The 21,677-nt window shown below is 65.4% G+C and carries 25 protein-coding genes; 11 read left to right on the forward strand and 14 right to left on the reverse strand.

The genetic code is table 11. The features are described 5' to 3' along the window. The first annotated feature begins 345 nt into the window (after nucleotides 1-345). Together DVS29_RS22610 and DVS29_RS22615 are read left to right on the forward strand one after the other, a co-directional pair. A complete protein-coding gene (locus tag DVS29_RS22610) occupies nucleotides 346-627 on the forward strand; it encodes an AbrB/MazE/SpoVT family DNA-binding domain-containing protein (RefSeq protein WP_118182749.1) in 282 nt (93 codons plus the stop codon). Nucleotides 628-639: 12 nt separating this feature from the next. Beyond that, entirely contained in the window at nucleotides 640-978 is a 339-nt protein-coding gene (locus tag DVS29_RS22615; RefSeq protein WP_118182750.1) for a type II toxin-antitoxin system PemK/MazF family toxin, read from the forward strand. A 59-nt stretch (nucleotides 979-1,037) separates the two neighbouring features. On the opposite strand, the gene DVS29_RS22620 is transcribed toward DVS29_RS22615, so the two are convergent. Next, nucleotides 1,038-1,448: a VOC family protein gene (locus DVS29_RS22620; RefSeq protein ID WP_118182751.1), complete on the reverse strand. Its 411-nt coding sequence runs from the start codon at nucleotides 1,446-1,448 to the stop codon at nucleotides 1,038-1,040. Nucleotides 1,449-1,744: 296 nt separating this feature from the next. Here DVS29_RS22620 and DVS29_RS22625 point away from each other — a divergent pair, with 296 nt between their 5' ends. Together DVS29_RS22625 and DVS29_RS22630 are read left to right on the forward strand one after the other, a co-directional pair. Continuing rightward, nucleotides 1,745-2,050, forward strand: coding sequence for a hypothetical protein (locus DVS29_RS22625; RefSeq protein WP_118182752.1), 306 nt, complete (start codon nucleotides 1,745-1,747; stop codon nucleotides 2,048-2,050). 126 nt (nucleotides 2,051-2,176) lie between these two features. Beyond that, entirely contained in the window at nucleotides 2,177-2,665 is a 489-nt protein-coding gene (locus tag DVS29_RS22630; protein WP_118182753.1) for a cupin domain-containing protein, read from the forward strand. A 19-nt stretch (nucleotides 2,666-2,684) separates the two neighbouring features. Here DVS29_RS22630 and rbsK read toward each other — a convergent pair whose 3' ends face one another. The 4 genes from rbsK to DVS29_RS22650 form a co-directional block, all read right to left on the reverse strand. Further along, nucleotides 2,685-3,617 carry a ribokinase gene (gene rbsK / locus DVS29_RS22635; RefSeq protein ID WP_118182844.1) on the reverse strand — a complete coding sequence of 311 codons (933 nt, stop codon included), beginning with the start codon at nucleotides 3,615-3,617 and terminating at the stop codon, nucleotides 2,685-2,687. A gap of 41 nt (nucleotides 3,618-3,658) precedes the next feature. Next, the gene (locus DVS29_RS22640; RefSeq protein ID WP_118182754.1) at nucleotides 3,659-4,660 is read right to left on the reverse strand and encodes an ABC transporter permease; all 1,002 of its coding nucleotides are present in this window, start codon (nucleotides 4,658-4,660) and stop codon (nucleotides 3,659-3,661) included. Between the two features lie 3 nt (nucleotides 4,661-4,663). Further along, nucleotides 4,664-6,259, reverse strand: a complete 1,596-nt coding sequence (locus DVS29_RS22645; RefSeq protein WP_118182845.1) for a sugar ABC transporter ATP-binding protein — start codon at nucleotides 6,257-6,259, stop codon at nucleotides 4,664-4,666. Between the two features lie 201 nt (nucleotides 6,260-6,460). After that, entirely contained in the window at nucleotides 6,461-7,426 is a 966-nt protein-coding gene (locus DVS29_RS22650) for a sugar ABC transporter substrate-binding protein (protein WP_118182755.1), read from the reverse strand. Nucleotides 7,427-7,629: 203 nt separating this feature from the next. On the opposite strand from DVS29_RS22650, the gene DVS29_RS22655 reads away from it, so the two are divergent. After that, a complete protein-coding gene (locus tag DVS29_RS22655) occupies nucleotides 7,630-8,499 on the forward strand; it encodes a LysR family transcriptional regulator (RefSeq protein ID WP_118182756.1) in 870 nt (289 codons plus the stop codon). A 45-nt stretch (nucleotides 8,500-8,544) separates the two neighbouring features. Here the strand turns inward: DVS29_RS22655 and DVS29_RS22660 are convergent, their stop codons facing one another. The 5 genes from DVS29_RS22660 to DVS29_RS22680 all read right to left on the reverse strand — a co-directional run bounded on the left by DVS29_RS22660 (nucleotide 8,545) and on the right by DVS29_RS22680 (nucleotide 13,359). Further along, nucleotides 8,545-8,910 (reverse strand): response regulator, encoded by a 366-nt coding sequence (locus tag DVS29_RS22660; protein ID WP_118182757.1) that lies wholly within the window; start codon nucleotides 8,908-8,910, stop codon nucleotides 8,545-8,547. Nucleotides 8,911-8,942: 32 nt separating this feature from the next. Continuing rightward, entirely contained in the window at nucleotides 8,943-9,482 is a 540-nt protein-coding gene (locus DVS29_RS22665; RefSeq protein ID WP_118182758.1) for a hypothetical protein, read from the reverse strand. Next, nucleotides 9,479-10,210: a methyl-accepting chemotaxis protein gene (locus tag DVS29_RS22670; RefSeq protein WP_118182759.1), complete on the reverse strand. Its 732-nt coding sequence runs from the start codon at nucleotides 10,208-10,210 to the stop codon at nucleotides 9,479-9,481. The genes DVS29_RS22665 and DVS29_RS22670 overlap by 4 nt, the downstream gene beginning before the upstream one ends. Before the next feature lie 63 nt (nucleotides 10,211-10,273). Next, on the reverse strand, nucleotides 10,274-12,664 hold the full coding sequence (locus DVS29_RS22675; RefSeq protein WP_118182760.1) for an ATP-binding protein: 2,391 nt from the start codon (nucleotides 12,662-12,664) through the stop codon (nucleotides 10,274-10,276). 407 nt (nucleotides 12,665-13,071) lie between these two features. Then, nucleotides 13,072-13,359, reverse strand: coding sequence for a hypothetical protein (locus DVS29_RS22680; protein WP_124800683.1), 288 nt, complete (start codon nucleotides 13,357-13,359; stop codon nucleotides 13,072-13,074). Between the two features lie 340 nt (nucleotides 13,360-13,699). Here DVS29_RS22680 and DVS29_RS22685 point away from each other — a divergent pair, with 340 nt between their 5' ends. Continuing rightward, on the forward strand, nucleotides 13,700-14,791 hold the full coding sequence (locus DVS29_RS22685) for an AraC family transcriptional regulator (protein WP_118182762.1): 1,092 nt from the start codon (nucleotides 13,700-13,702) through the stop codon (nucleotides 14,789-14,791). Nucleotides 14,792-14,884: 93 nt separating this feature from the next. Here DVS29_RS22685 and DVS29_RS22690 read toward each other — a convergent pair whose 3' ends face one another. Next, a complete protein-coding gene (locus DVS29_RS22690) occupies nucleotides 14,885-16,213 on the reverse strand; it encodes an MFS transporter (RefSeq protein ID WP_118182763.1) in 1,329 nt (442 codons plus the stop codon). 194 nt (nucleotides 16,214-16,407) lie between these two features. On the opposite strand from DVS29_RS22690, the gene DVS29_RS22695 reads away from it, so the two are divergent. After that, on the forward strand, nucleotides 16,408-17,274 hold the full coding sequence (locus DVS29_RS22695) for a S66 peptidase family protein (protein WP_118182846.1): 867 nt from the start codon (nucleotides 16,408-16,410) through the stop codon (nucleotides 17,272-17,274). On the opposite strand, the gene DVS29_RS22700 is transcribed toward DVS29_RS22695, so the two are convergent. Next, complete coding sequence (locus tag DVS29_RS22700; RefSeq protein ID WP_205962504.1) at nucleotides 17,271-18,191, reverse strand: GNAT family N-acetyltransferase; 921 nt, start codon at nucleotides 18,189-18,191, stop codon at nucleotides 17,271-17,273. The two genes, DVS29_RS22695 and DVS29_RS22700, sit on opposite strands and share 4 nt — an antisense overlap. Nucleotides 18,192-18,518: 327 nt before the next feature. On the opposite strand from DVS29_RS22700, the gene DVS29_RS22705 reads away from it, so the two are divergent. From DVS29_RS22705 to DVS29_RS22715, 3 genes are all read left to right on the forward strand, one after another. Beyond that, complete coding sequence (locus DVS29_RS22705) at nucleotides 18,519-18,968, forward strand: Hsp20/alpha crystallin family protein (RefSeq protein WP_118182764.1); 450 nt, start codon at nucleotides 18,519-18,521, stop codon at nucleotides 18,966-18,968. Between the two features lie 26 nt (nucleotides 18,969-18,994). Further along, nucleotides 18,995-19,402, forward strand: coding sequence for an Hsp20/alpha crystallin family protein (locus DVS29_RS22710; RefSeq protein ID WP_118182765.1), 408 nt, complete (start codon nucleotides 18,995-18,997; stop codon nucleotides 19,400-19,402). Between the two features lie 248 nt (nucleotides 19,403-19,650). Beyond that, nucleotides 19,651-20,283 carry a LysE family translocator gene (locus DVS29_RS22715; RefSeq protein ID WP_118182766.1) on the forward strand — a complete coding sequence of 211 codons (633 nt, stop codon included), beginning with the start codon at nucleotides 19,651-19,653 and terminating at the stop codon, nucleotides 20,281-20,283. Nucleotides 20,284-20,398: 115 nt separating this feature from the next. On the opposite strand, the gene DVS29_RS22720 is transcribed toward DVS29_RS22715, so the two are convergent. Together DVS29_RS22720 and DVS29_RS22725 are read right to left on the reverse strand one after the other, a co-directional pair. Next, complete coding sequence (locus DVS29_RS22720) at nucleotides 20,399-20,752, reverse strand: hypothetical protein (protein ID WP_118182767.1); 354 nt, start codon at nucleotides 20,750-20,752, stop codon at nucleotides 20,399-20,401. Continuing rightward, nucleotides 20,724-21,143, reverse strand: coding sequence for a helix-turn-helix transcriptional regulator (locus tag DVS29_RS22725; protein WP_205962505.1), 420 nt, complete (start codon nucleotides 21,141-21,143; stop codon nucleotides 20,724-20,726). The genes DVS29_RS22720 and DVS29_RS22725 overlap by 29 nt, the downstream gene beginning before the upstream one ends. A 157-nt stretch (nucleotides 21,144-21,300) precedes the next feature. Here DVS29_RS22725 and DVS29_RS36965 point away from each other — a divergent pair, with 157 nt between their 5' ends. Further along, on the forward strand, nucleotides 21,301-21,624 hold the full coding sequence (locus tag DVS29_RS36965) for a hypothetical protein (RefSeq protein ID WP_124800684.1): 324 nt from the start codon (nucleotides 21,301-21,303) through the stop codon (nucleotides 21,622-21,624). Nucleotides 21,625-21,677 lie beyond the last annotated feature (53 nt).

A 21,677-nucleotide genomic window follows, 5' to 3' on the forward strand; every position in this document is an offset into this window, starting at 1 on the left:
GCTGCGCCGCCCCAACCCCAGAACAAAAGAAAAAGCACAGCAAAACCGGACATTTCTATCTAGCCAGCACCCCGACATTTGAATCTGGCTTTGACACACACACACACACACACTGTAGGTCCCAAATAGAAATGTCGGGTTTCCGCTAAATAGAAATGTCCGACTTGCTCGACGTATCTACGCGTTGACACATCCCGAACCGCGACGTACGATCAATGTATCGACGCGTATCAACGCGACTTGTCTGGTGCGTGGAAGATCCGCCGGGGTCGACCGGCGGCAATAAGTTTTCGTTGAGCCATTCGGCCTGAAGGCTCGACGGATATCGGAAAAGGCGGACATCTAATGGCTACGCAAACCCTCAAGCGCTGGGGGAATAGCCTTGCGGTGCGAATTCCGGCGAGCGTCGCCACGGAGGCGGCGTTTTCGGAAGGACAGGAGGTCGACGTGGAAGTTGAGGATGGACAGGTGCTGATCCGGCCGCATCAAGGTATCAAACGGTTCTCACGCGAGCGCTATCTGCAGCAGTTGCGCGAGGCACGGTTGCAGCAGCACGATCTCGTCGACTTTGGTGAACCCCAGGGCTCGGAGCTGGGAGGCCCCGACGACCCGACGCGCTTCGAATGATGGTGAGTGGCAATGATCAACGAAGTACCTGAAACAGGCGACATTATTCGGCTATACACAGGACCAGCAAAGGGCACAGAACAGGACGGCTATCGCGCTTTCCTGGTCCTGACCGACAACGAGTTGAACGAACTGACGGGGCGCGTATCGGGCGTACCGATCACCACCACGGTCAGAGGCTGGGAAACGGAAGTTCCGATCGCCAGCCTGGAGCGTCCTGGCGTCGCTCTTTCGGATCAGATAACCACACTGGACTTCCGCGCTCGCGGCTTCAAATTCCGCCGCGAACGCGCGACGGGAGAGGAACTCGACGCAATACGCTACGCGGTCCGATCCTATCTGGGCTTGTGACGACCAAGGCACCCTCGCGGTGCCTTTTCGTGTCTACGCATCGTCACGACACCCTCACCTCACCCCGGCACCACATCAAACTCCACCCGAATTCCACCCGGCTCATAAATCATCATGTGCCGCTTCGGACCTTGGCCGAGCAGTTCCGGCGGAAACTCCACCTTCACGCCGGGCCAGTTCGACACGCGTTGCAGGATCTCGTCGAACGCGCGTTCGTCTTTGGCACGTAGTGCGACGTGATGCAGCCCGATGTGCGACCGCCGGTCGAACTCCGAACCGGGCTCCGCGTTCTTCAACTGCCACAGCGTCAGCATGATCCGGCCGTCCGATACGAACACGGCCGGATAGTCCGGCTTCTCGCCAACCTTCTTCCAGCCCAGGCATTCGATGAAAAACGCGCTGGTCACTTCGATATTTCTGACGGTGAGACCGAGGTGGTCGATCCCGCTCGTGAGCGAATCCGGATTCATGTCGTCACTCCTCGTGATATAGCAGATCGTGAGCCAATCAGCGTAGCCGCATCGCGTCACCGCACGTACGCTCGTACGGCTCAAAAATACGCTCATTCGTCTCGAATCCGCAGGATACGTACGAGCGACCGGCGAGACGCGCGAGAGAAACCCGCTAGCGCAAACCCTCCCCCGCTGTCATCAAAACGCCGCCACGCGCCGCTAGCCTTGACGATTAAGCCAAACGCCGAATTGGCGGGGAAAGTGTGCTCGTTTTGCGCGATCGAAATGCCCTGCGCCAGCGTACATTGACAACCATGATGCAGTGGCACGCAAGGGCGGCGCCGCTGCCGGCAAACCAGATTTCCGAGAACCAGCCAGACATGTTTACCAGCAGACCTTGCAAGGCGACGTGCGTCGTCGACGGCTCCGCCGTACAGATCAGTTTTTACTCGGACACGGGCGTTCTCCGTATCGCCGATGCGGCTCGCGCGTCGGTGCGCGAAACGCGCTGGGGCGCGTCGTGGAACGAGCTGCTCAAAGCTTTCGCTGAATTCAGCCATCGCGGTCAGGACGACCTCGCAGTCGAATCGCTTTTCTCCGGCGTGCTGTTGGCCCAGTAACTGGTCCACACGCGCCGCGTTGCGCGGCAGAAAGAAAGCAAGGAAGCAAGGCAGCAGCCCTCGCCGCCCGGCATTTTCGTCCGGTCGCAATGCCGCTACCATGGCGGATCCCACAAGGAGATCCCGATGGAGCGACCATCCTTCATTCGCCACTGGCAAGAACTGGAAGGCGAAGACAACGCGCATTACACCGGCGACACCGAACTGCTCGCGATCGGCGCACCGCTCGCCGCCCGCCTCGGTTTGACCCGCATCGGCATTCACCATAACCGGCTTCCGCCGGGTCGCCGCACGTCCTATCCGCACGCCGAAAGCGCCGAAGAAGAGTTCGTGTTCGTGCTGGAAGGCCACCCCGACGTGTGGATCGACGGACATCTGCACCGGCTCGCGCCTGGCGACTCCGTCGCGTTTCCGGCGGGTACCGGCATCTGCCATACGTTCATCAACAACACGGACGACGAAGTGCGGCTGCTCGTGATCGGCGAAACGCCGAAGGACGAGAACCGCATCCGCTATCCGATGAACGAGGCGCACGAAGCGCGTCGCAAGGACCGCTGGCTCGACTGGCCGACGCGCCCGCTCGGCCCGCACGACGGCAAGCCGGAACCACGCTGACGCGCTGCCGCGTTTTTGGCTACGCGAAGCGCTCGACTTCTTCCCGCGTCGGAATCGACGGCTGCGCGCCGGCGCGCGTCACCGAAATCGCGGCCGCGCGTTGCGCGAGGCCGATCGCCGCGTCGAGCGGCTGACGCGCCGCGAGCTGCGACGCGAACACGCCGATGAACGTGTCGCCGGCCGCGGTGGTATCCACCGCCTGCACTTCGGGCGCGGCAAAATGCGCGCCCTCGCCGCCTTCGCGCAGCAGATACGCGCCCTGCGCGCCGAGCGTGACGATCACGTTGCGCGCGCCCGCGCGCTGCAGTTCCATCGCGGCGCGCCGCGCGCCGCTTTCCGATTCCACCGGCAGACCCGCGAGGATCGCCGCTTCCACTTCGTTCGGCACGAGGTAGTCGATCAGCGGCATCCATTCCGCCGGCAACGGCTCGGTGGCGGGCGCCGGGTTCAGCACGGTGGTCTTGCCGAGGCGCCGCGCGAGCGCGAGCGTTGCGTGCACCGCGTCCCACGGAGATTCGAGCTGGCACACCACCACGTCGGCCGCGCGCAGCATCGCTTCGTGCCGCTGCACGCCTTCCGGTGTCAGCTCGCCGTTGCTGCCCGCCACCACGACGATCGTGTTCTGCCCTTCATCCGATACCGTGATCAGCGCAACGCCGGTGGGTTGCGATTCGCTCGTTTCGATGCCCGCGCAGTCGATGCCCTCGGCTTCGAGATCGCGCAGCCGCTGGTCGCCGTTCGCATCGCTGCCCACGCAGCCCACCATCGCGACGTGCGCGCCGATGCGGGCCGCCGCGACCGCCTGATTCGCACCCTTGCCGCCCGCCACCTGCGAAAACTCCTGCCCGCTGATGGTTTCGCCCGGACGCGGCAGATGCGGCGCGCGCGCCACCAGATCGGTATTGATGCTGCCGACCACGACAACCCGGCCCTGCTTTGCTGCTTTAGACACGATCAATCTCCTGACAGACAACCATGACGGTCACCGGCCGATTATGCGGCACGGCGCCGGCTCCGGTAGGTATCCAGCACGACCGCGATCACGATCACCGCGCCGGTGATGATCCGCTTGGTCGGCTCGCTCGCGCCGATCTGCGCGAGGCCCGCGGCCAGCACCGAAATAATCAGTACGCCAAAGAACGTGGTGATGACCGAACCGCGCCCGCCCATCAGGCTCGTGCCGCCGATCACGACCGCCGCGATTACCTGCAGCTCGATGCCGGAGCCCGCATTCGGGTCGGCGGCTTCGAGGCGCGAGATCTGGAACAGCGCGGCGAGCCCGGACAGCAGCCCCATCAGCGCGAACACCGCGACCTTGTACGGACGCGTATTGACGCCCGCGAGCCGCACCGCTTCCTCGTTGGTGCCGATGCCGACCAGATAGCGCCCGAACACGGTGCGCGTCAGCACCCACTGCGCGACGACGATCACCGCGATCGCGATGATGAACGCGGGCGAGATGCCGAACGCGATCGGGTTCGACAGGAAATCGAGCGAATCGCCGATGTACGCGGTGCGCGAGTTCGTCAGCTGGTACGCGATGCCGCGCGCCGCTTCGAGCACGCCGAGCGATACGATGAACGACGGAATCCGCCACGCCACGGTGATCGTGCCGGTCACGCAGCCGGTCAGCGTCGCGCCCGCCATGCCGAGCAGCGCGGCCGGAATGGCCGGCCAGTGCCACTGCAGCGCGGCGACGCTGGTCAGCGCCGCGCCGAGCGCGAGCACCGAGCCGACGGACAGATCGATGCCGGCGATGATCAGCACGAAGGTCATGCCGACCGACATCACCACGAGATCGGGAATCTGGTTTGCGATCGTGCTGAACGTGTCGTACGTGAGGAAGTGCGAGCTCAGGCACGAGAACAGCACGATCATGCCCGCAAGCGCGCCGATCAGGCCGATGTAGTTCGAGAAGCCGAAGCGCGTCCGCGTGGGCTTCGACTGTTCGGGCGGTTCGTTCTGCACCGTCGGCAGGCTGGTTTGTGCTGTCATACGTCATTGCTCCATCAGGTTCTCGGCGGGCGCCGCGCCCGCTTCCGTCATCTGTTCCGCGCTCGCGTAGCCGGCGAAGGCCGCGGCCAGCAGCGCATCCTGGCTCCACGCGCCGCGCTCGAAAACGCCGGTCATCCGGCCGGCCGACATCACGCCGATCCGGTCGCAGATCGCCATCAGTTCTCGCAGGTCGCTCGATACGACCACGAGCGCACGGCCCTCGCGCGCGAGCGCGCCGAGCAGCATGTAGATGTCGAAGCGCGCGCCGACATCGATGCCGCGGGTCGGTTCGTCGAACAGCAGCACGTTGCAGTCGCGCGCGAGCCAGCGGCCGATCACCACCTTCTGCTGGTTGCCGCCCGACAGTTCCGCGACCGCCTGCGCCGGGCCCGCGGTGCGGATCCGCATCGCGTCGATCATCTTCTGCGCGAGCGCGGCTTCACGGCGGCTGTCGATCACGCCGCGTTTCGATACCGCGCCCAGGTTGCCGAGCGACACGTTCGCCGCGATCGGCTGCGGCAGCAGCAGGCCTTCGCCCTTGCGGTCTTCGGTGATCAGCGCAATGCCCTGCTGCACCGCGTCGACCGGCGAACCCAGCTTCGCGGGCACGAGCGGGCCGCCATTCTGCGCCAGCGACACGGTGCCCGCGTCCGCGCGATCGGCGCCGAAGATCAGCCGCAGCAGTTCCGTGCGGCCCGCGCCGATCAGTCCGCTGATGCCGAAAATCTCGCCGGCCTTCACTTCGAACGACACGTCGCGCACCGCATGGCCGCGCGTCATGTGCTCCACTTTCAGCGCGACGCCGCCGATACGCCGCTCGCCGAGATCGATCTGCTCGCCGATCTCGCGCCCCACCATCAGCGTGACGAGCCGCTCGCTGGTGAGGTCCTGCATCGGCCCGATGTGCACGAGCCGGCCGTCGCGCAGCACCGCCGCGCGCTCCGCGATCCGTTGCAGCTCTTCGAGCCGGTGCGAGATGTAGGCCATCGCGACGCCGCGCGCCTTCAGTTGCGCGATCTGTCCGAACAGCAGGTCGACTTCGCGCGCGGTCAGCATCGCGGTCGGTTCGTCGAGGATCAGCACGCGGCAATCGCCGATCAGGTTGCGTGCAATCTCGACCATCTGCTGATGGCCGATGCCAAGCTCGCCGACGAGTGTATCCGGATCCATCGCATCGAGCCCGACCTGCGCCATCGCGCGGCGCGCGTCGTCGCGCAGCTTCGCGCGGTCGATACGGCCCGGCAGGCCGCGGCGCGGCAAGCGGTTCAGGAACAGGTTCTCGGCGATGGTCAACGTAGGCAGCAGGTTCAGCTCCTGCATCACCATCCGCACGCCGAGCGCCTCGGCTTCCGTGCGGCTGGCTGGCGCATACGGAACGCCTGCCAGCGTCATCGAGCCGTCGGTGGCCGTGACGAGCCCGCCGACGATCTTCGACAGCGTGCTTTTGCCCGCGCCGTTCTCGCCCGTCAGCGCGAGCACTTCGCCCGCGTAGAGCGGCAACGAGATATCGGCGAGCACGGGAGCAGCGTAGGTCTTGCCGACGCCCTGCACGCTCAGCACGGGCGCGGCATCGTGAGAGGACTGGAATGAAGTAGGCATCGCGTAACGGCTGCGAAAGTGCGGGTAGAACGGGATCCGGACGCTGGCGCTGCGGTGTGCCGCGCTTCGATTGCGCAGGCGCCACGCGGACGGCTCCGGCAAGGCGCCGGAGGTGACCTGCAACGCGGCCGGCTGGCCGCGTCACACGATGGTCAGATGCGCGTGAATGCGCCCGGATGCGGGAGGCTTACCTGGTGACGGTTACTTCGTGACGAGATCGACCGGCGTTTCCACCACGCCCGCCAGATCCGACTGCTTCCTGTGCTCGGACAGCGCCTTCAGCGCCGTATCGATACCGAACACCGCCTGCTTCGCCGCATACTGGTTCGCGGTGGCGAGCACGCGGCCATCCTTCAGCATCGGCTTGATCGCGTCGATGTCGTCGTAGCCCACCACGTACACCTTGCCTGCCTTGCCGGCCGCACGCACGGCGGAGACTGCGCCGATCGCCATGTTGTCGTTGCCGCACAGCAGCGCCTTGATGTTCGGGTACTCGTTGAGCATCGCGGAAGCCACCGCATTGCCCTTGTCGATCTCCCATTCGCCCGACTGCACCGAGTCGATCTTCGCGCCCACCTTCTGCATCGCTGTCTTGAAGCCGGCCGTGCGCTGCTGCGCGTTGGTCGTGGTCGACACGCCTTCGACGATCCCCACCTCGTCACCCGACTTCAGCTTCTTCGCGAGAAAATCGCCGACCTTCTCGGCGCCCTTCGCGTTGTCCGGGCCGACGAACGGCACGTTCAGGTCCTTCGACTTCAGCACGTCCGGATCAAGCCGGTTGTCGATGTTCACGACGATGATGCCCGCGTCCACCGCCTTCTTCACCACCGGCACCAGCGCCTTCGAGTCGGCCGGCGCCAGCACGATCGCATCCACCTTCGACACGATCATCTGCTCGACGATCTGGATCTGCGCCGCGGTATCGGTCTCGTTCTTGATGCCGTTCGTCACCAGATCGAACTTGCCGGTGTTGTGCGCCTGGTAGTCTTTCGCGCCGGTTTCCATCGTCAGGAAGAACTCGTTCGCGAGCGACTTCATCACGAGCGCGACTTTCGGCTTGTGCGGCGTCTGTGCGAAGGCGGAGCTTGCCGGCAGGACCGTGCAGGCGAGGAGCGTTGCGGTTGCCACGAGGGCGCGGCGGCGTGCGGGTTTGAATGTGCGATTCATTGAAGTCTCCGTGTCGCCCGTGCGTTTCTACCGGGTGGTAGTGACGAGTCGTCTGATGGATTCGAGTTGCGAGCCAGGGCGCCGTGCGCGTGCAGCACCCCTGAACGCTTGCTACGGCAACGGCCGGGGCCCGACCCGGAGTGAATCCTATCCCCGCAAATCGGGTTATGCTATGCCCGTTTTCAAAACGGGCCGTTACAAAAATGGAACAGCTGGACTGGGACGATCTGCGGATTCTGGTCGCGATCGCCCGCGGCGGCACGATGCGCGCGGCCGCCACGGCATGCGACCTGAGCGCGCCGACGCTGTCGCGCCGCCTCACCGATCTCGAGCGCCGCCTGGGGGAACCCCTGATCGATCGCGTGCCGTCAGGGTGTACCCCTACCGCGTTCGGCGCGAAGGTGCTCACGTGGGCCGAGCAGATGGAAGACCTTGCGCACCGCATCGCGCGCGCGGCCGATGCGACGGACGGCGGACCGCGCGGCACGGTGCGGATCAATGCGCCGGAGTGGCCGTCGTACATGCTGCTGAAGCTGCTCGGTTCGTTCCAGGACCGGCTGCCCGGTCTGTCGATCGAGGTGCTCACTTCACGCCGCCCGTACAGCCTCGCAAGACGCGAAGCGGACATCGCGCTATGGCCGGAATGCCCGGACGAAGGCGATCTCTACGTGCGCCGCATCGGCCGGATCCGCTTCGGGCTCTATGCGTCGCGCGACTACTCCCTGCGTCACAAGCAGGCGATTGCGCGCAAGGAATGGGACAAGCTGTCGTTCGTCGGGCTCGACGACCGTCAGGCCGATCACAAGGTCACGCAGTGGCTGAAGAGCCTGCCGGGCGCGCCGGCGCCGTCGCTGCGCAGCAGCTACGGGATGGGTGTGTTCGACGGCGTGCTGGGCGGCTCGGGGCTCGGCGTGCTTGCGCAGCTCGCGGGCAGCACGACGAGCGAACTCGTCTGCGTCGAGAAACACATCAAGACGCTCGACGAAGACGTGTGGCTCGTGCAGCATCCGGCGCTGCGCGACAGCGAACGGATGCGCACGGTGGCCAACCTGCTGGTGGAGATCTTCCGCTAGTGCGACGCGCGCTTGCGTGATCCCGCACGCGGCCTGGGCGTGAACTTATGCGGCCAGCTTCCTGAACGTTTCCAGCACCGCGTCGCCCTTGAACGGCTTCACGATCCAGCCTTTCACGCCCGCCGCCTTGCCGCGCTCCTTCATCGCCGGGCTGCTTTCCGTGGTCAGCATGATCACGTTGACGGTCTTGTTCGCGAGTTCGCCGCGAATCTTCTCGACCATCGTCAGGCCGTCCATGTTCGGCATGTTTACGTCGCTCACGATCAAGCGAATGCCCGCATCCGCCTTGAGCTTCGCGAGACCGTCCTTGCCGTCGACGGCGATCGCCACGTCGAGGCCCGCTTTCTTCAGAAAGCCCGCCACTTCGTCGCGGACCGTGCTCGAATCGTCTACTACCAGAACCTTGGCCATGTTGATGTTCCCTGTTGCAAATACCTGATCGTTCAGAAAAGCTCGAGTTCGCCTTCGCTCTGCGCTTCGTCGGCCACGTTGGCGACGAAGTCGAGCCGCGCCTTCGCGCACACGCACAGCGTGACGCCGAGCCGCGCCGCGCCACCCATCTGCAGGTCGTACGCCCACACGTGGTCGGGCTTCAGCTCGCCGAGATGGTCGACGCAGCGGCTCGCGAGCTCGTACGGCGTCGACATGCCAAGATCAGGGAAGTACGTCACGAGCTGCTGGTTGATGTAGCCGCAGCACAGGTTGCCGGTTTCGGTCAGCACCTCGGGCAGCGTGCGGCTCGTGTCGTTGCCCACGTAGTACGCGCGGGTCGCGTCGTCGTCGCTGAAGTGCAGCACGAACAGCAGACGGAATGCGATCGACGAGATCGTCAGCACGATCGCGCGCGGGCCGAGCGTATCGGCGCGTCCTTCGACGGCCACCGGCGTAGTCGTGCAGCTGTCGCCGGCCGTCGCGGTCAGACGGCTCTTCGCCGCCTGTTCGAAGATCGCTTCGATGCTGCGTTTCGCTTCGTTCGTGATCACGCTGCAACCTGCTCGAGCTTCGACTGGAACTGGTTCGCCAGCATCTCGACGCTGCCGAGCGACGCCGTGATCATCTTGCCGCCGGCCTGGATGTCCTGGAACGTCGCGGCCGTCGTCAGATCGTTGCGATGCAGGCTGTCGCGGTAACTCTTCGACAGTTCCTGCGAGCGCGACGCCAGCGTGCGCACCTCGCTCGCGACGATCGAGAAGCCCTTGCCCGCCGCGCCCGCGCGCGCCGCTTCGATGGACGCATTCAGCGACACGATCAGCACATGCTGCACGATCGACGACAGCTCCTGGTTCTTCGCGTGCATGTCGCGGTTCTGCGCCATCAGCGAGATCATCTGCTCGTGCCAGCGCTCGAACGTGATCGACAGCGCTTTCAGACGCGCCGCTTCGCCCGAGATGCGCGCCGCGTGCTGCAGCCACTCGTCGTTCTGCGTGCTCACGGTCGCGAGCGCCGTGCGCAGCTCGTGCCCGTCGTGTTCGTTGCGCTCGAGCTGCGCCTGCAATGCGGCGAGCTGCGCTTCGAGCGCCGCGCGTTGTGCGGCTTCTTCGCCAAGGCGCGCCTGCTGTGCCTGCTCGGCGCTGCGCGCGCGTTCGTCGTCTGCTGCGATCAACGCCTGCCGCGCACGCGCCGACTGCGCGCGATGCCAGCGATCAAGACCCCACGCCGCGAGGGCGACGAGTGCGCCCGCGGCGCAGGATGCCACCAGATAACTGTTCATGCCTGACTGCTCCCTAACCCTGCAAATGCTGCTTGCTGTGTCTAGTGTGTCTGCGATTACCGCTTACGTAGCCGCGCGTTCGTTGCGCCCGGCCACGTCCTGCCGTTCCTGTTCCGCTTCAGCCGAATCAAGACTATCGACCGCCCACGTCTCCGGCAGCCAGACCACCGTCTGGAAGCGGCGGAATTCCGCGCCCACGCGGTCGTCGGTGAAGCGCAGTTCGATGCGGCCGTGCTCGCGGCGGATGAAGTCGCGCACCGCGTCCATGCCGACGCCGCGCCCGGACACTTCGCTCACCGTCGACGCCGTCGAAAAACCAGGACGGAAGATGTAGCCGGCAATCGTCTCGTCGCTCGCGGCTTCGTCTTCGTCCAGCCAGCCGCGCTCGATCGCCGCGCGGCGGATTTTCGCGAGCGCGAGGCCGCGGCCGTCGTCGCTGATCGTGATCTGCAGCGCGCGGTCGTCGACGCCCATTTCCAGCTCGATCGCGCCGGCTGCGGCTTTGCCTTGCGCAACGCGTTCGGCCGCCGGCTCGATGCCGTGGTCGACGCAGTTGCGCAGCAGGTGCGTGAACACGTTGCGCAGCGTGCCACCCGCCTGGCTCTTCACGCGGTAACCGTTGTCGTCGATCCGAACGACGGGCGCGTCCTTGCCGAGCTCATGCGCGAGCGACGGCAGCGAGCCCAGCACGCCGCCGAGCGCTTCGCCGAGCGTCTCGGTACCGAGCAGGCGCAGCGTGCGGTGCATCGATTCGCGCATCGACAGCAGCGCGTCGGTGTCCGACGGATCGGCGCTTTCGAGCATCTGGATGTGCTGCTGGATCAGCTGGATATCGACCATCAGGTAGCGCTCGGCACTCGTCGCGCCCTTCGCGCCCTTGCGGCCGAGGCTCACTTCGCTGATCGTCGCGTACGCTTCGAGCGCCGCCTTCACGCGCTCCAGATCCCCGATCAGCGCCTGCTGGTCCCACTCGTGACCGCCTTCCGCCTGGCGCAGCGCGTCGTAGCGCTGCTCGGCGTCGTGCACGATGCTCGTCAGGTGCTGGAAGCTGTAGGTGCGCGCATTGCCCTTCACGGTGTGCATGTTGCGGAACAGTTTCGCAACCGCTTCGAGGTCCGGCGTGTCGTGCTGGCGGATGATGCGTTCGTTCTCGTGGATGAAGCAGTTGGCGCTCTCCACGAACTGGTGGAACTTCTCTTCGCTCACCGCGAGAATCTCGCCGATCATCTCGAGGCGGCGGCGCTGCTCTCCCGCTTCGGCGGCAAGCGCGCGCAGTTCGGTCACGTCGCGCACGCACAGCATCAGACGCACGACGATGTCGTCTTCATCGGTAATCGCGGACCAGCTGAGGTCGAGGATCTTCACGCGGCCGTCGGCCATCGGCTTCGAGATCTCGTTCACGAGCAGGTGCTCGTTGAACGCGAAGTTCATGCTGTCTTCGCCGAGGCACGCATCGAGCGCGGCTTCGATCTGCGAGCGCGCGTCGCTGCCCACATCGGTGCCGTCGAATACGAGCGACAGCAGCGGCTGGCCGGCAATCTCGCTGGTCTCGAAGATCGCTTCGAGGTACGCCGAGTATTCCGGGTGCACGATGCCGCCGTCGACCACCGTCAGGATGCCCTGCTGCATGTTCTGCAGCATCGCCTGGATGTCGGCGGTCTTCTGCTTCAGTTGCAGCGAGCTCTGCTGGATCTTCTCGATCATGCCGTTGAACGCGACGATCGAATGCCCGATCTCGTCCATCCGGCCCACCGGCACGCGGCGCGTGAAGTCCTGGCTCGACGCGATCTCGCTCATCATCGTCTGCATCCGCGACAGCGGGCGCGTGATCTGGCGATACAGCAGCAGGCTGATTGCGATCAGCAGCGCGATCGCGGCGCCGGTGGCGGCGGCGATCGCCGTCGTCGTGGTGGCGAGCGTGCCGTTCAGCGTGGAGATCGCGTCGTCTTTCTGGCGGTTCTTCTCGATGCGCAGCGTCTCGACGATGCCTTCGAGTTCGTCCCGATACTGCGCGACGTTCGCGAACAGGAACGCCTGCGCGAGTTCGTTCTTGCCGGCGGCCTTCATCTGCGCGGTCTGGTCGATCGCATCGAAGTAGTTCGCGAGGCTCTCGCGCGCCTGCGCGACGAGACCCGTCTGCGCCTGGCCCTGTGCGGCCTTCGCCTGCACGTCGAGCGCGGCTTGCAGCGATGCCTTCTTGCTCTTCAGCTGGTCCTGCGCCTGCTGGACCATGTTGGCGTCCGGCGCGTAGACGAGCGTCATCGTCGCGAGCTGCACGTCCTTCACCTCGGACACGAGGTCGGCGGATGCGAGCGCGCTCGGCACGACGCCTTGCGTGACCTGCCGTACGTCGACGGCACTGTTGCGTGTCTGAAGCACCGCGTAGCCGCCGATGGCGGACAGCGCGACGAGCATCAGCACGACGAGAAGCGTAATACGGTGACGGATAGTCATCTGTGTTTCCCCGAAGTCGGTCGTTTCGACCTGTGTTCGCCCGGTCTGGCGACGTGCCCGCTGTGGTTATGTTTGTCGGGCGCCGGGATTATCGACGGTGGGGTATGACAGAAGCGTGTCCGTTCTGGTGCAACGCGGCAAAAACTTGGCGTGTTGCGAACATGCATCGTTACCGCATGTTTATTTGCTGCCTCACCCTAAAGTCCGCACGGAAACAGCCGTTAAGCAGTGAGGTTTCGTGCGTACGTTCCGTACGTGCAAAGCGCGATGGTTGCGGGAGCAGCGGTCCGCCCGAAGCATTCGAGGGACCGCGTTCGCGGATGCAGTGAAATGCGGAGTGCGGGGTAAAGCGGAAGGAAGTGCAGGGTAAAAAATGCGGGGTAAAGCGGCCACGCCGCGTGCGGGCGTCAGATCGACTTGAAACGGCGCGCCTTGATGGTCGCGGTCTGCTCGAGCAGTTCGAGCAGCCGCTCGGCACGGCGCCGCTGGATCTGCACGAGGTCGTGCGTCGCGAGCAGTTCGCGCACGCGGTTCTCCCAGTAACGGTCGCCGAGTGCATCGAACACCGTGGCCGCATCCCCGCGCGCCACGTTCTGCACCATGCGTTCGAGATGGTCCAGCTGGCTGTCCACGAGGCTGGCGGGCAGGCGTCCGCCAGCCTTCGGGACAGGTTTCTTGTGGGTGGCGGTACTCATCGTTCTCTCAGGTCTTCTCTTGGTTTGGCGGCAATCCGGGACATCGGGCGCCGGTCCGCGCGGCTTCGAGGCTGCGCAGGTTTGTTTTTGACCGGCTACGCTGGGTCCGGTCGACGCGGCCTGATGGCCAGCCGTCGCCCGAAGAGCATGGCTCGAACGATAGCAGTTGCCTGCCGCGCGACTTGACCGTGCGTCTCACTTCGCATTCGACGAATCCCTCAAGTTGCCGCACGCGGCTGCCGACTATCCGGTATCGTGTCGCTTCGCCGCCAGGGTCGGGACTGGCGCCGAATTCGTTCCGTAACAACCCGAGTACGTATTTCCGCAAGCCGCTTTTCGCATGAACCCGCGCCGTTCGCCTTCGCCTCCTGATGCCGTAGCCGGCCCCTCCGCCGCGCGCGGCAGGCACAGCGCGTCCGTCGGCGGCGCCGCTACCGCCCAGCGCAGTCCCGCCATTGCCCATAGCCGCTTCAGCACCGCGACGTTCGCGCGCGGCGAGCAGGCGCTTGCGTGGCGCCAGCGGGTCGGCCACGTCGTCGACATGTTGCCCACTCAACAGCAGCTCGCCGATGGTTTTTACGGCGAGATCGAACGCTACGCGGTCGGCGACTTTTCCCTCACCGATGCACGCACCGATGCGATCCTGCTCGACCGGCCAGTCGCGCGCGTGTCCACCGACGGCCGGCGCGACTACGCGTTCCACGTGTATGTGGAAGGCGAAAGCGGCTACGTGAGCGGCATGCAGCGCAAGCGCAGCGCGCCGGGCTCGGTGCGCGGCATCGTCGCGCTGGACCTGAACCAGCCGTTCAGCACCGATCGCGCGGCCTGTCGCGTGCTGACGCTGTTCGTGCCGGAGGCACGCGTGCACGAAGCGTTCGCGGATGGCGAGTCGCTGCATGGGCGCATCATCGAATACGGCGCGCCGCTGACGAACCTCGCGTTCGCGCATCTTTCCGCCACCTTTGCGGACCTCGGATCGCTCGATGGCAACGAGGCGATGGAGTCGTTCGAGGCCGGCGCGCAGCTACTGCTGGCCGCGTACCGCAAGGATGCGAGCCTCACCGGCGCGGGCCGCGCCGCGATGCGGGTCGCGGTGATGGGTCAGGTGCGCCGTTACGTCGAAGCCAATCTGCACGATCAGGACCTGACGCCGACGAGCGTCGTCGACGCGCTGCAGCTGAAGCGCGCGACCATCTACCGCTGGTTCGAGCACGAGGGCGGACTGGGCACGTACATCCGGAACCGGCGGCTGCGCGAGGCGGCCCGCGAACTCGCGGCGTTTCCGCATCTGCGGGTCGCGGAAATCGCGTACGGGCTGGGCTTCAAGAGCCCGTCGGATTTCACCCGCGCGTTCCGGCGCGCGTTCGACATCAGCCCGCAGGACATGCGCGAGCAGGCGCTGAGTCTGCGTTACGCCCGCGAGGCGGCCTGAAAGCGGCTTGAAGCGGCTTGAAGCGGCTTGAAAGCCGCGGTCGCGCGTCGAACCTCAACCCCTCCGTCAAGCACGCAGTGCGCGACCCACACGTCAGCGCACCACAGCGCCCCACTCCCCCGCCCGCCCGTCGCGTTCCGGGAACCGGTTCAGCGCGAACAGCGTGAGCACGGTCGCACCGAGCAGATACCACGCGGGCATCATCGCGTCGCCGGTACGCGCGATCAGCCACGTCACGATGAACGGCGTGAAGCCGCCGAACAGCACCACGCCCACGCCGTAGATCACCGCCAGCGCGGAGGCGCGCCGGTGTGGCGGAAACGCTTCGAGCACCATCACCGAGTTCGGCCCTGCGTTGTTGAGCGCGAGCGCAACGTAACCGGTGATGATCGCGACCGACGCGACGGTGCCCGCGCCATGCGTGAGCGCCGTGAACGCCGGCCACGTGGCGACGAGACACGCGAACAGACCCGCGTACTGCAACGGCTTGCGGCTCTCGAAACGGTCGGCGAGCACGCCGACGAGCGGCGACATCACGAAGATCACAAAGCCCGACAGGCACGCGGTGAAGAGACTGATCGGCGCCGGCCGGTGCAGCGTGTGGACCAGATAGCCCGGCATGTAGAACACCGCGAGATAGATGCTCGTCGAGGTCGCGGCCATCATCAGCACGCCGTAGACGAGCGGCCGGATCGCGCCTTCGAACGGCCCCTGCGCGGGCGCGCCGGCGGCCGCGTTCGACGGCACCACCGGCTCGCCCTGCATGCGGCGGCGCAGATACCAGCCGACCGGCCCGATCAGTCCGCCGATCATGAACGGAATCCGCCAGCCCCACGCGTGCATCTGATCGGCAGACAGCCCCCAGGTGGTCAGCGCGCCCACCAGCGCGGCGACGCACGCGGCGGCGCCCTGGCTCGCGCCGCGCCAGCTCACCATGAAGCAGCGCAGCCGGTACGGCACGGATTCCATCAGCGAAGCGGACGCGGGCCCGATCTCGCCGCCGGCCGCGAGCCCCTGCAGCAGCCGCGCGGTCACCATCAGCCAGGTCGCGGCGGCGCCGATGGTCTGATAGCTCGGCAGGCACGCGATCGTCCAGGTGCCGGCGGTCATCAGCGCGAGCGCGACGATCATGCCGGCGCGCCGGCCCTGGCGGTCCGCGATGCGGCCGATCAGATACGCGCCGACCGGCCGCATCACGAAGCCCGCGCCGAAGGTGCCGAGCGACAGCAGCAACGACGACAGCGGATTGGCCGCCGGAAAGAACAGCCGGCCGATCAGCGCGGCGGAGAAGCTGTAGACGGTGAAATCGTAGGTGACGAAACCGTTGCCGATCACGATCGCGACGATGATGCGGGTGAGATCGGCTTTCGACTTCGGGGTCGGCGGATTCCATGAATGCGGGTGCTGCGGTGGATTCGACACGGCTGGAATGTCTGGGTGCTTGAGTGTTTTAGTGCTTGCGCGGCGTACGGCTGATCGATGTAGTCAACCTTATCAAGCGTTGACGGCCATTGCGCTGAAAACTTGACCCGTTGCGCATTCGCGATCGAAGGCACAATGCGTGATGCGATCGCGGCGCCTGGTTGCCGCACGACTTTCCGGATGGAGACACCGACGTGACATTGCAAGGCAAGACCGTAGCCGTCGTCGCCCCGGCGGGCATCCCCAACATGGACAACATCGCGCAAGCCGTGGCGCTGCTCGAAAGCTGGGGGCTGCGGGTGACGCTCGGCGCGCACGTCGCGGAGCGGTTCCGCCATCTCGCCGGGCCGCTCGAACATCGCGCCGGCGACCTGGCCGCGGCGCTCGCGGACCCCGCGGTCGATATCGTGTGGATCGCGCGCGCCGGTTATGGCTGTGCGCACGTGCTGCCGTCGCTGCCGGATGCCATCCCGCCCGGCAAGACCGTGATCGGGTTCTCGGACGTGACCGCCCTCTTCTGCGCGCTGCGGCACGTGCCCGGCATCCGGCTGATTCACGGGCCGACGCTGAACAGTCTCGCCGCTCAGGTCGACGACCTGTCGCGCCAGAGCGTGCACGACGCGCTGACCGGCGCGGCGCGGGCGCCGATTGCGCTCGACCTTCTGCACGGTCCCGCCGATGCGGTCGAAGGGCCGATCGCCGGCGGCAACATCACGGTGCTGGCGAGCATGGGCGGCAGCCGCTGGCAGCCGCAATTCCGCGACGCGATCGTCGTGCTCGAGGACGTCACCGAGCTTGCGTACCGGCTGGACCGCAGCATCATGACGCTGCGTCACGCGAGCATGCTCGACGGCGCGCGGGCGATCGTGCTCGGCGAATTCGTGCGCTGCCCGGTGCCGCCCGGCGCCGACTACACACTGAACGACGTGCTGCTCGACGTGCTCGGTCCGCTCGGCCTTCCGGTGTACGGCGGTCTGCCGGTCGGGCATGGCGACCGGAATCTGTCGTGGGTCTACGGGCAGCACGCGGCGATTCGCGATGGCGCGTTGCGGCTGGGTTAGGTCGGGTTGGCATTGCTCATGCCGGCGGGCTGTGCGTTTTCATCACGCTGCGGCGCGGGCTCAATATCGAGCTCCGGCATGCGGCACAGACTCGCTAGCCGGCCCTGCGCGCGAAAGCCCAGCGCTTCGTAGATGCGGCCGGCGTGGTAATCCTCGTCGGCAACCATCACCAGTTGGCTCGCGCGCTGTTCGCCTTGCGCGGTGGCCTTCGCAATGCGGATCGTTTCGCTGACCAGCGTCCGGCACACCTTGCGGTTGCGATACCGCTCGTCCGTCAGCACCGACTGGAAGCGCGCGATGCCGCCGACGAAAAACAGCCCGAGGCTACCCACCTGCTCGCCGTCGATGAACGCGCCCCACCAGTCGCCCAGTCCCCGCTCGATCATGCGGCGATACGCGCGCTGCTTGTGCGCGAGATAGCGGCGCGAACTGTCTTCGTGGCCGCGCGGCATGTCGTCGAAATGCATCCGCGTCCACGTGTCCCAGTCGATCTGCGATGTCAAGCGCCGCACCTGCACCGACGGATTCGTCTCCACGGCACGCACGTCACTCCATTCCGCGACGAGCACGCGACACAGCATCGCGTCGTATCCGTGTGCGGCGAACGCATCCAGCTTCAGGGCCTCGTCGTCGACAGACTCGGGATCGGGCGGCCAGCGCTCTGCCCAGATGAAGGTGCGATGCGCGATGCGCGGCGGCGCGCCCACCAGCGACGCGAAATCCGACTCGATATGCGAAAGATCGGCTTCGTGCGGCCGCTTCTGCAGTACGAGCATGTTGCCGAAGAAGTAGTCCGGCGCATCGTCGGTGCGAACGACGACGTAGTCGCCATGCGGCTCGACCGTGCCTTCCTGCGCGTGCAGCAGGAGGTCGGTTGCGAGGCCGAGGTTGGAGTGGAGGTCCGGCGTATCGTGCATGTCGTATGGAAACGGCGGATTCGGAGCAAGCCCGTACGCTATCAGAACGCTGTGGATTTGCGATACGTAGTGCGCCAGCCGATCATCACCCGTCGCCCAGATATCTAGTTGTACGGACGATCCAGAACCACCCTGAATCACGACACATAGTGGCATTTTCGCGCATTTCAAGAGCACAAAATTCGCACTAAAAGCTCTTGAAACCCGTCCGCCCCACTCCCATTTTTCGAACCAGACGACGGCGGCCCGTGACGACACAGCCGCCTCGACCTTCAACCTGTATGCGCGGCGTGGCACCGAAGCCGGCCGCCAGACGGAGATGGAACCATGAGCGATCTCTACTTCAGCACCGATCTGTTCGGTGAACTCGACCGTCTGCAGCGGCAGATGTCGGGCGTTTTCGGCGGCTTCCCGGCGAGCCTGCGCGCAAGCCGTTTCAGCTTCCCCCACATCAACGTCGGCACCACCGAAGATTCGATCGAGATCGTCGCGTTCGCGCCGGGCATCGATCCGTCGAAGCTCGACGTATCGATCGACAAAGGGCTGCTGACCATCGCCGGCGAACGCACCGCGGCTCCGGCCGCAACGAAAGGCGCGAACACCGAAGGCGTCCGCCAGTACGCGCAGGAGCGCTTCAACGGCACGTTCCGCCGGGTGGTCGAACTGCCGCAGCAGGCCGATCCCGACAAGGTGCAGGCGCGTTATGTGGACGGCTGCCTGCTGATCACCGTCGGCAAGCGCGAAGCGTCGAAGCCGCGCGCCATCACGATTCAATGAGCCATTCAATGAGCGGAGCAGACATCATGAGCGACATCAACCCGGTTGCTGAACGCGGCGACGCCCCTGTATCACGCCGTGGCGCGGACGAACCGTCGCGCCGCGCGACGCTGACGCCCAGCGTCGACATCGTCGAAGACCTTCATGCAGTGACGCTCTTCGCGGATCTGCCGGGCGTGCCGCGCGAGCGGCTCGACATCAAGGTACACGACGGCAGCCTGACGATCGAAGGCGAATCCGTCGTGCGGACGCCCGCGAATCTGCGGCTTTCGCATGCGGAAGTGCGCGCGCCGTACTTCGCGCGCCGCTTCACGGTCAGCGACGACTTCGATACGTCGAGGATCGACGCCACGCTGAAGGACGGCGTGCTGAAGCTGACCATTCCGCGACGCGAGGAATCGAAGCCGCGCCGGATCGACGTGAATATCGGGTAAACGCTGGGTCAGCACGGGGTCAACACGCGAGGCGGTTCGCCACCACCACCGTGATCGCGACGCATGAAGCGCCGGCGCTTTGCCGGCGTTTTTTTGCCCGCGCGTCGCACGCAGCTCACGCGCCGCGCACCAACTGTCCAGTTCGCTGCATCCGAAACCGTCCCGGGTCAGAATCGCACGACGCGCGCACAATCCGTGTTGCGCTTTCATCGTTTCCCTTCCCTGTGCGGTATTCGTCGAGGACGAGCATGCCTTCGGTCACGAGCCTCATCGCGTTCGGTTTCATCTCGCTGGGCATGGCGTTGACGCCCGGCCCCAACATGGTCTATCTGCTGTCGCGCTCGATCTGCCAGGGTCCGCGCGCCGGCATGATCTCGCTGGGCGGCGTCGCGCTCGGCTTCCTGTTCTACATGCTGTGCGCCGCGTTCGGCATCACCGCGTTCATGATGGCCGTACCCTTCGCGTACACGGCGCTGCGCGCGTGCGGCGCGCTGTATCTGCTCTATCTCGCGTGGCAGGCCGTGAAGCCGGGCGGCCGCTCGCCGTTCCAGGTGCGCGCGCTGGCCGCCGACGGGCCGCGCAAGCTGTTCGCGATGGGCCTCGTCACGAACCTGCTGAACCCGAAAATCGCGGTCATGTATCTGTCGCTGCTGCCGCAATTCATCACGCCGGGGCACGGCAGCGTGCTCGCGCAGTCGGTGGTGCTCGGTTCGGTGCAGATTTCGCTGAGCCTCGCGATCAACTCGATCGTCGCGTTGACGGCCGGTTCGATCGCCGCGTTTCTCTCGGGCCGGCCGCTGTGGCTCGTCGTGCAGCGCTGGCTGATGGGCACCGTGCTCGCCGGGCTCGCGCTGCGGATGGCGACCGAGGGCCGACGCTAGGCCGGCGCCAGATCGGCCAATCCGCAGTTTCGGCGCAACCGGCGGCGGACTCATGATCCGCCGCCGAAGGAACGCAAAAGCTACGCACCAGAAACTGCGTCAGTACTCGTGCTGGTCACTTCGCGCCAGTGTCAACGATATCGGTTCGGCTACCGGGAAAACTCTTCTGGTAGGTCGCGAACGCATGCTCCAGTATTTTTTGATGCTCCGGGTTATCGAGTGTCTTCGAGATTTCCCGCGCCAGGTGATGCGATGACGCCGTCGGCATGACCACCGTCATGGTCGGCCTGTTTTCTGGCTTCTTTCCCGCACCGCCTCCAACATTCTGTTGAACGCCGAGCGTCACTCTCGTTACGAAGGGTCCAAACGCCATGTTCGTGACCCCGTCGAAGTACGCGAGTGGAGGCTCTTCCGCGATCTGTGCCGAGGTAGCAGGCGCGTCAATCGTGTTCGGCGTCGTGGCCGCCATGGATTCTGGTTTCCTCTTCGTAGGGGATCACATACAGTGCCTCCGGACCAAGGTCCTCGCTATCGAGAGCGAGCTGTGAGAAGGGCACGAACCGCACCGAAAGTGCGCAGTCGAACGCGTGCGCAAGATCCAGCAACGTCTGGAGCGAGTGCTTTCCGTATTCTGGATTTTCGAGTCGCGCGATGCCGGTTTGCGTCGTACCGATACGCTCGCCGAGCGCCGCCTGCGTGAGTTCTCTACGTTCGCGATTCGCGCGAATTTGCCAGGCGACGCCTTCCTCAATGGAAGCTGCGAGATAACCCTCCCTGAACTCCGGATCGCTCCACTCCGATCGGTCTTTCAGCGCCTGCGCCGGACTTTTGATGCGAGGCGGTGCCGCGGGCAGATCCACTTCCACTATCAGGGCTGAAGCAGGAGCAGGCCCGAGTGGCGAAGTGCTTGTCACATATGGACTTGTTGCCGATTCCGTCACGCTGGTATGTCGTCGGGTAGTAGACATCGTCTTTCTCGTAGCCTGTCAACGTCATTACGAACCCGTTCGCCGGGTCATGGAAGTGTCCGAAAACCCGATGTTGCATCGAAGTTTCGTCCTTGAGGCGTATCACATATATGTGATTTCCGATATTGCTGGCCGGATTCGGCTTGCTCCAGTTCTGCTTCGGCTGGTCGCGCAACTGGTCGCGGGCGCGCACGAACCGGCCTCTTGCATTACCCGAAAAGTTCCGCAGCCAGTCGTTGACGACATCGTTGCCGCGGTGATCCTTGAAGCAATACCACTTCCAGGGAGGCGCCGCCTTCCCGGTCGTCAAAGTCTTTTCAGTCCGGGCCACTTCGTTACTGCTGCCCCTATCCGCCTCTTTGCTGGCGCGTGATTGCCGTTCCGGTTTCCTGGCTGCCCTCTTGCTCATTCGCTCTCCGCTGTGAA

The sequence above is a fragment of the Paraburkholderia phosphatilytica genome, from assembly GCF_003443895.1.
Taxonomy (GTDB): domain Bacteria; phylum Pseudomonadota; class Gammaproteobacteria; order Burkholderiales; family Burkholderiaceae; genus Paraburkholderia; species Paraburkholderia phosphatilytica.

Excerpts from the sequence above, each read along its gene's own strand:
- DVS29_RS22610 (WP_118182749.1), top strand. The coding sequence starts at position 346 with ATGGCTACGCAAACCCTCAAGCGCTGGGGGAATAGCCTTGCGGTGCGA.
- DVS29_RS22615 (WP_118182750.1), top strand. The coding sequence starts at position 640 with ATGATCAACGAAGTACCTGAAACAGGCGACATTATTCGGCTATACACA.
- DVS29_RS22620 (WP_118182751.1), bottom strand. The coding sequence starts at position 1,448 with ATGAATCCGGATTCGCTCACGAGCGGGATCGACCACCTCGGTCTCACC.
- DVS29_RS22625 (WP_118182752.1), top strand. The coding sequence starts at position 1,745 with ATGATGCAGTGGCACGCAAGGGCGGCGCCGCTGCCGGCAAACCAGATT.
- DVS29_RS22630 (WP_118182753.1), top strand. The coding sequence starts at position 2,177 with ATGGAGCGACCATCCTTCATTCGCCACTGGCAAGAACTGGAAGGCGAA.
- DVS29_RS22640 (WP_118182754.1), bottom strand. The coding sequence starts at position 4,660 with ATGACAGCACAAACCAGCCTGCCGACGGTGCAGAACGAACCGCCCGAA.
- DVS29_RS22645 (WP_118182845.1), bottom strand. The coding sequence starts at position 6,259 with ATGCCTACTTCATTCCAGTCCTCTCACGATGCCGCGCCCGTGCTGAGC.
- DVS29_RS22650 (WP_118182755.1), bottom strand. The coding sequence starts at position 7,426 with ATGAATCGCACATTCAAACCCGCACGCCGCCGCGCCCTCGTGGCAACC.
- DVS29_RS22655 (WP_118182756.1), top strand. The coding sequence starts at position 7,630 with ATGGAACAGCTGGACTGGGACGATCTGCGGATTCTGGTCGCGATCGCC.
- DVS29_RS22660 (WP_118182757.1), bottom strand. The coding sequence starts at position 8,910 with ATGGCCAAGGTTCTGGTAGTAGACGATTCGAGCACGGTCCGCGACGAA.
- DVS29_RS22670 (WP_118182759.1), bottom strand. The coding sequence starts at position 10,210 with ATGAACAGTTATCTGGTGGCATCCTGCGCCGCGGGCGCACTCGTCGCC.
- DVS29_RS22675 (WP_118182760.1), bottom strand. The coding sequence starts at position 12,664 with ATGACTATCCGTCACCGTATTACGCTTCTCGTCGTGCTGATGCTCGTC.
- DVS29_RS22680 (WP_124800683.1), bottom strand. The coding sequence starts at position 13,359 with ATGAGTACCGCCACCCACAAGAAACCTGTCCCGAAGGCTGGCGGACGC.
- DVS29_RS22685 (WP_118182762.1), top strand. The coding sequence starts at position 13,700 with ATGAACCCGCGCCGTTCGCCTTCGCCTCCTGATGCCGTAGCCGGCCCC.
- DVS29_RS22700 (WP_205962504.1), bottom strand. The coding sequence starts at position 18,191 with ATGCACGATACGCCGGACCTCCACTCCAACCTCGGCCTCGCAACCGAC.
- DVS29_RS22705 (WP_118182764.1), top strand. The coding sequence starts at position 18,519 with ATGAGCGATCTCTACTTCAGCACCGATCTGTTCGGTGAACTCGACCGT.
- DVS29_RS22710 (WP_118182765.1), top strand. The coding sequence starts at position 18,995 with ATGAGCGACATCAACCCGGTTGCTGAACGCGGCGACGCCCCTGTATCA.
- DVS29_RS22715 (WP_118182766.1), top strand. The coding sequence starts at position 19,651 with ATGCCTTCGGTCACGAGCCTCATCGCGTTCGGTTTCATCTCGCTGGGC.
- DVS29_RS22720 (WP_118182767.1), bottom strand. The coding sequence starts at position 20,752 with ATGGCGGCCACGACGCCGAACACGATTGACGCGCCTGCTACCTCGGCA.
- DVS29_RS36965 (WP_124800684.1), top strand. The coding sequence starts at position 21,301 with ATGGAAGTGTCCGAAAACCCGATGTTGCATCGAAGTTTCGTCCTTGAG.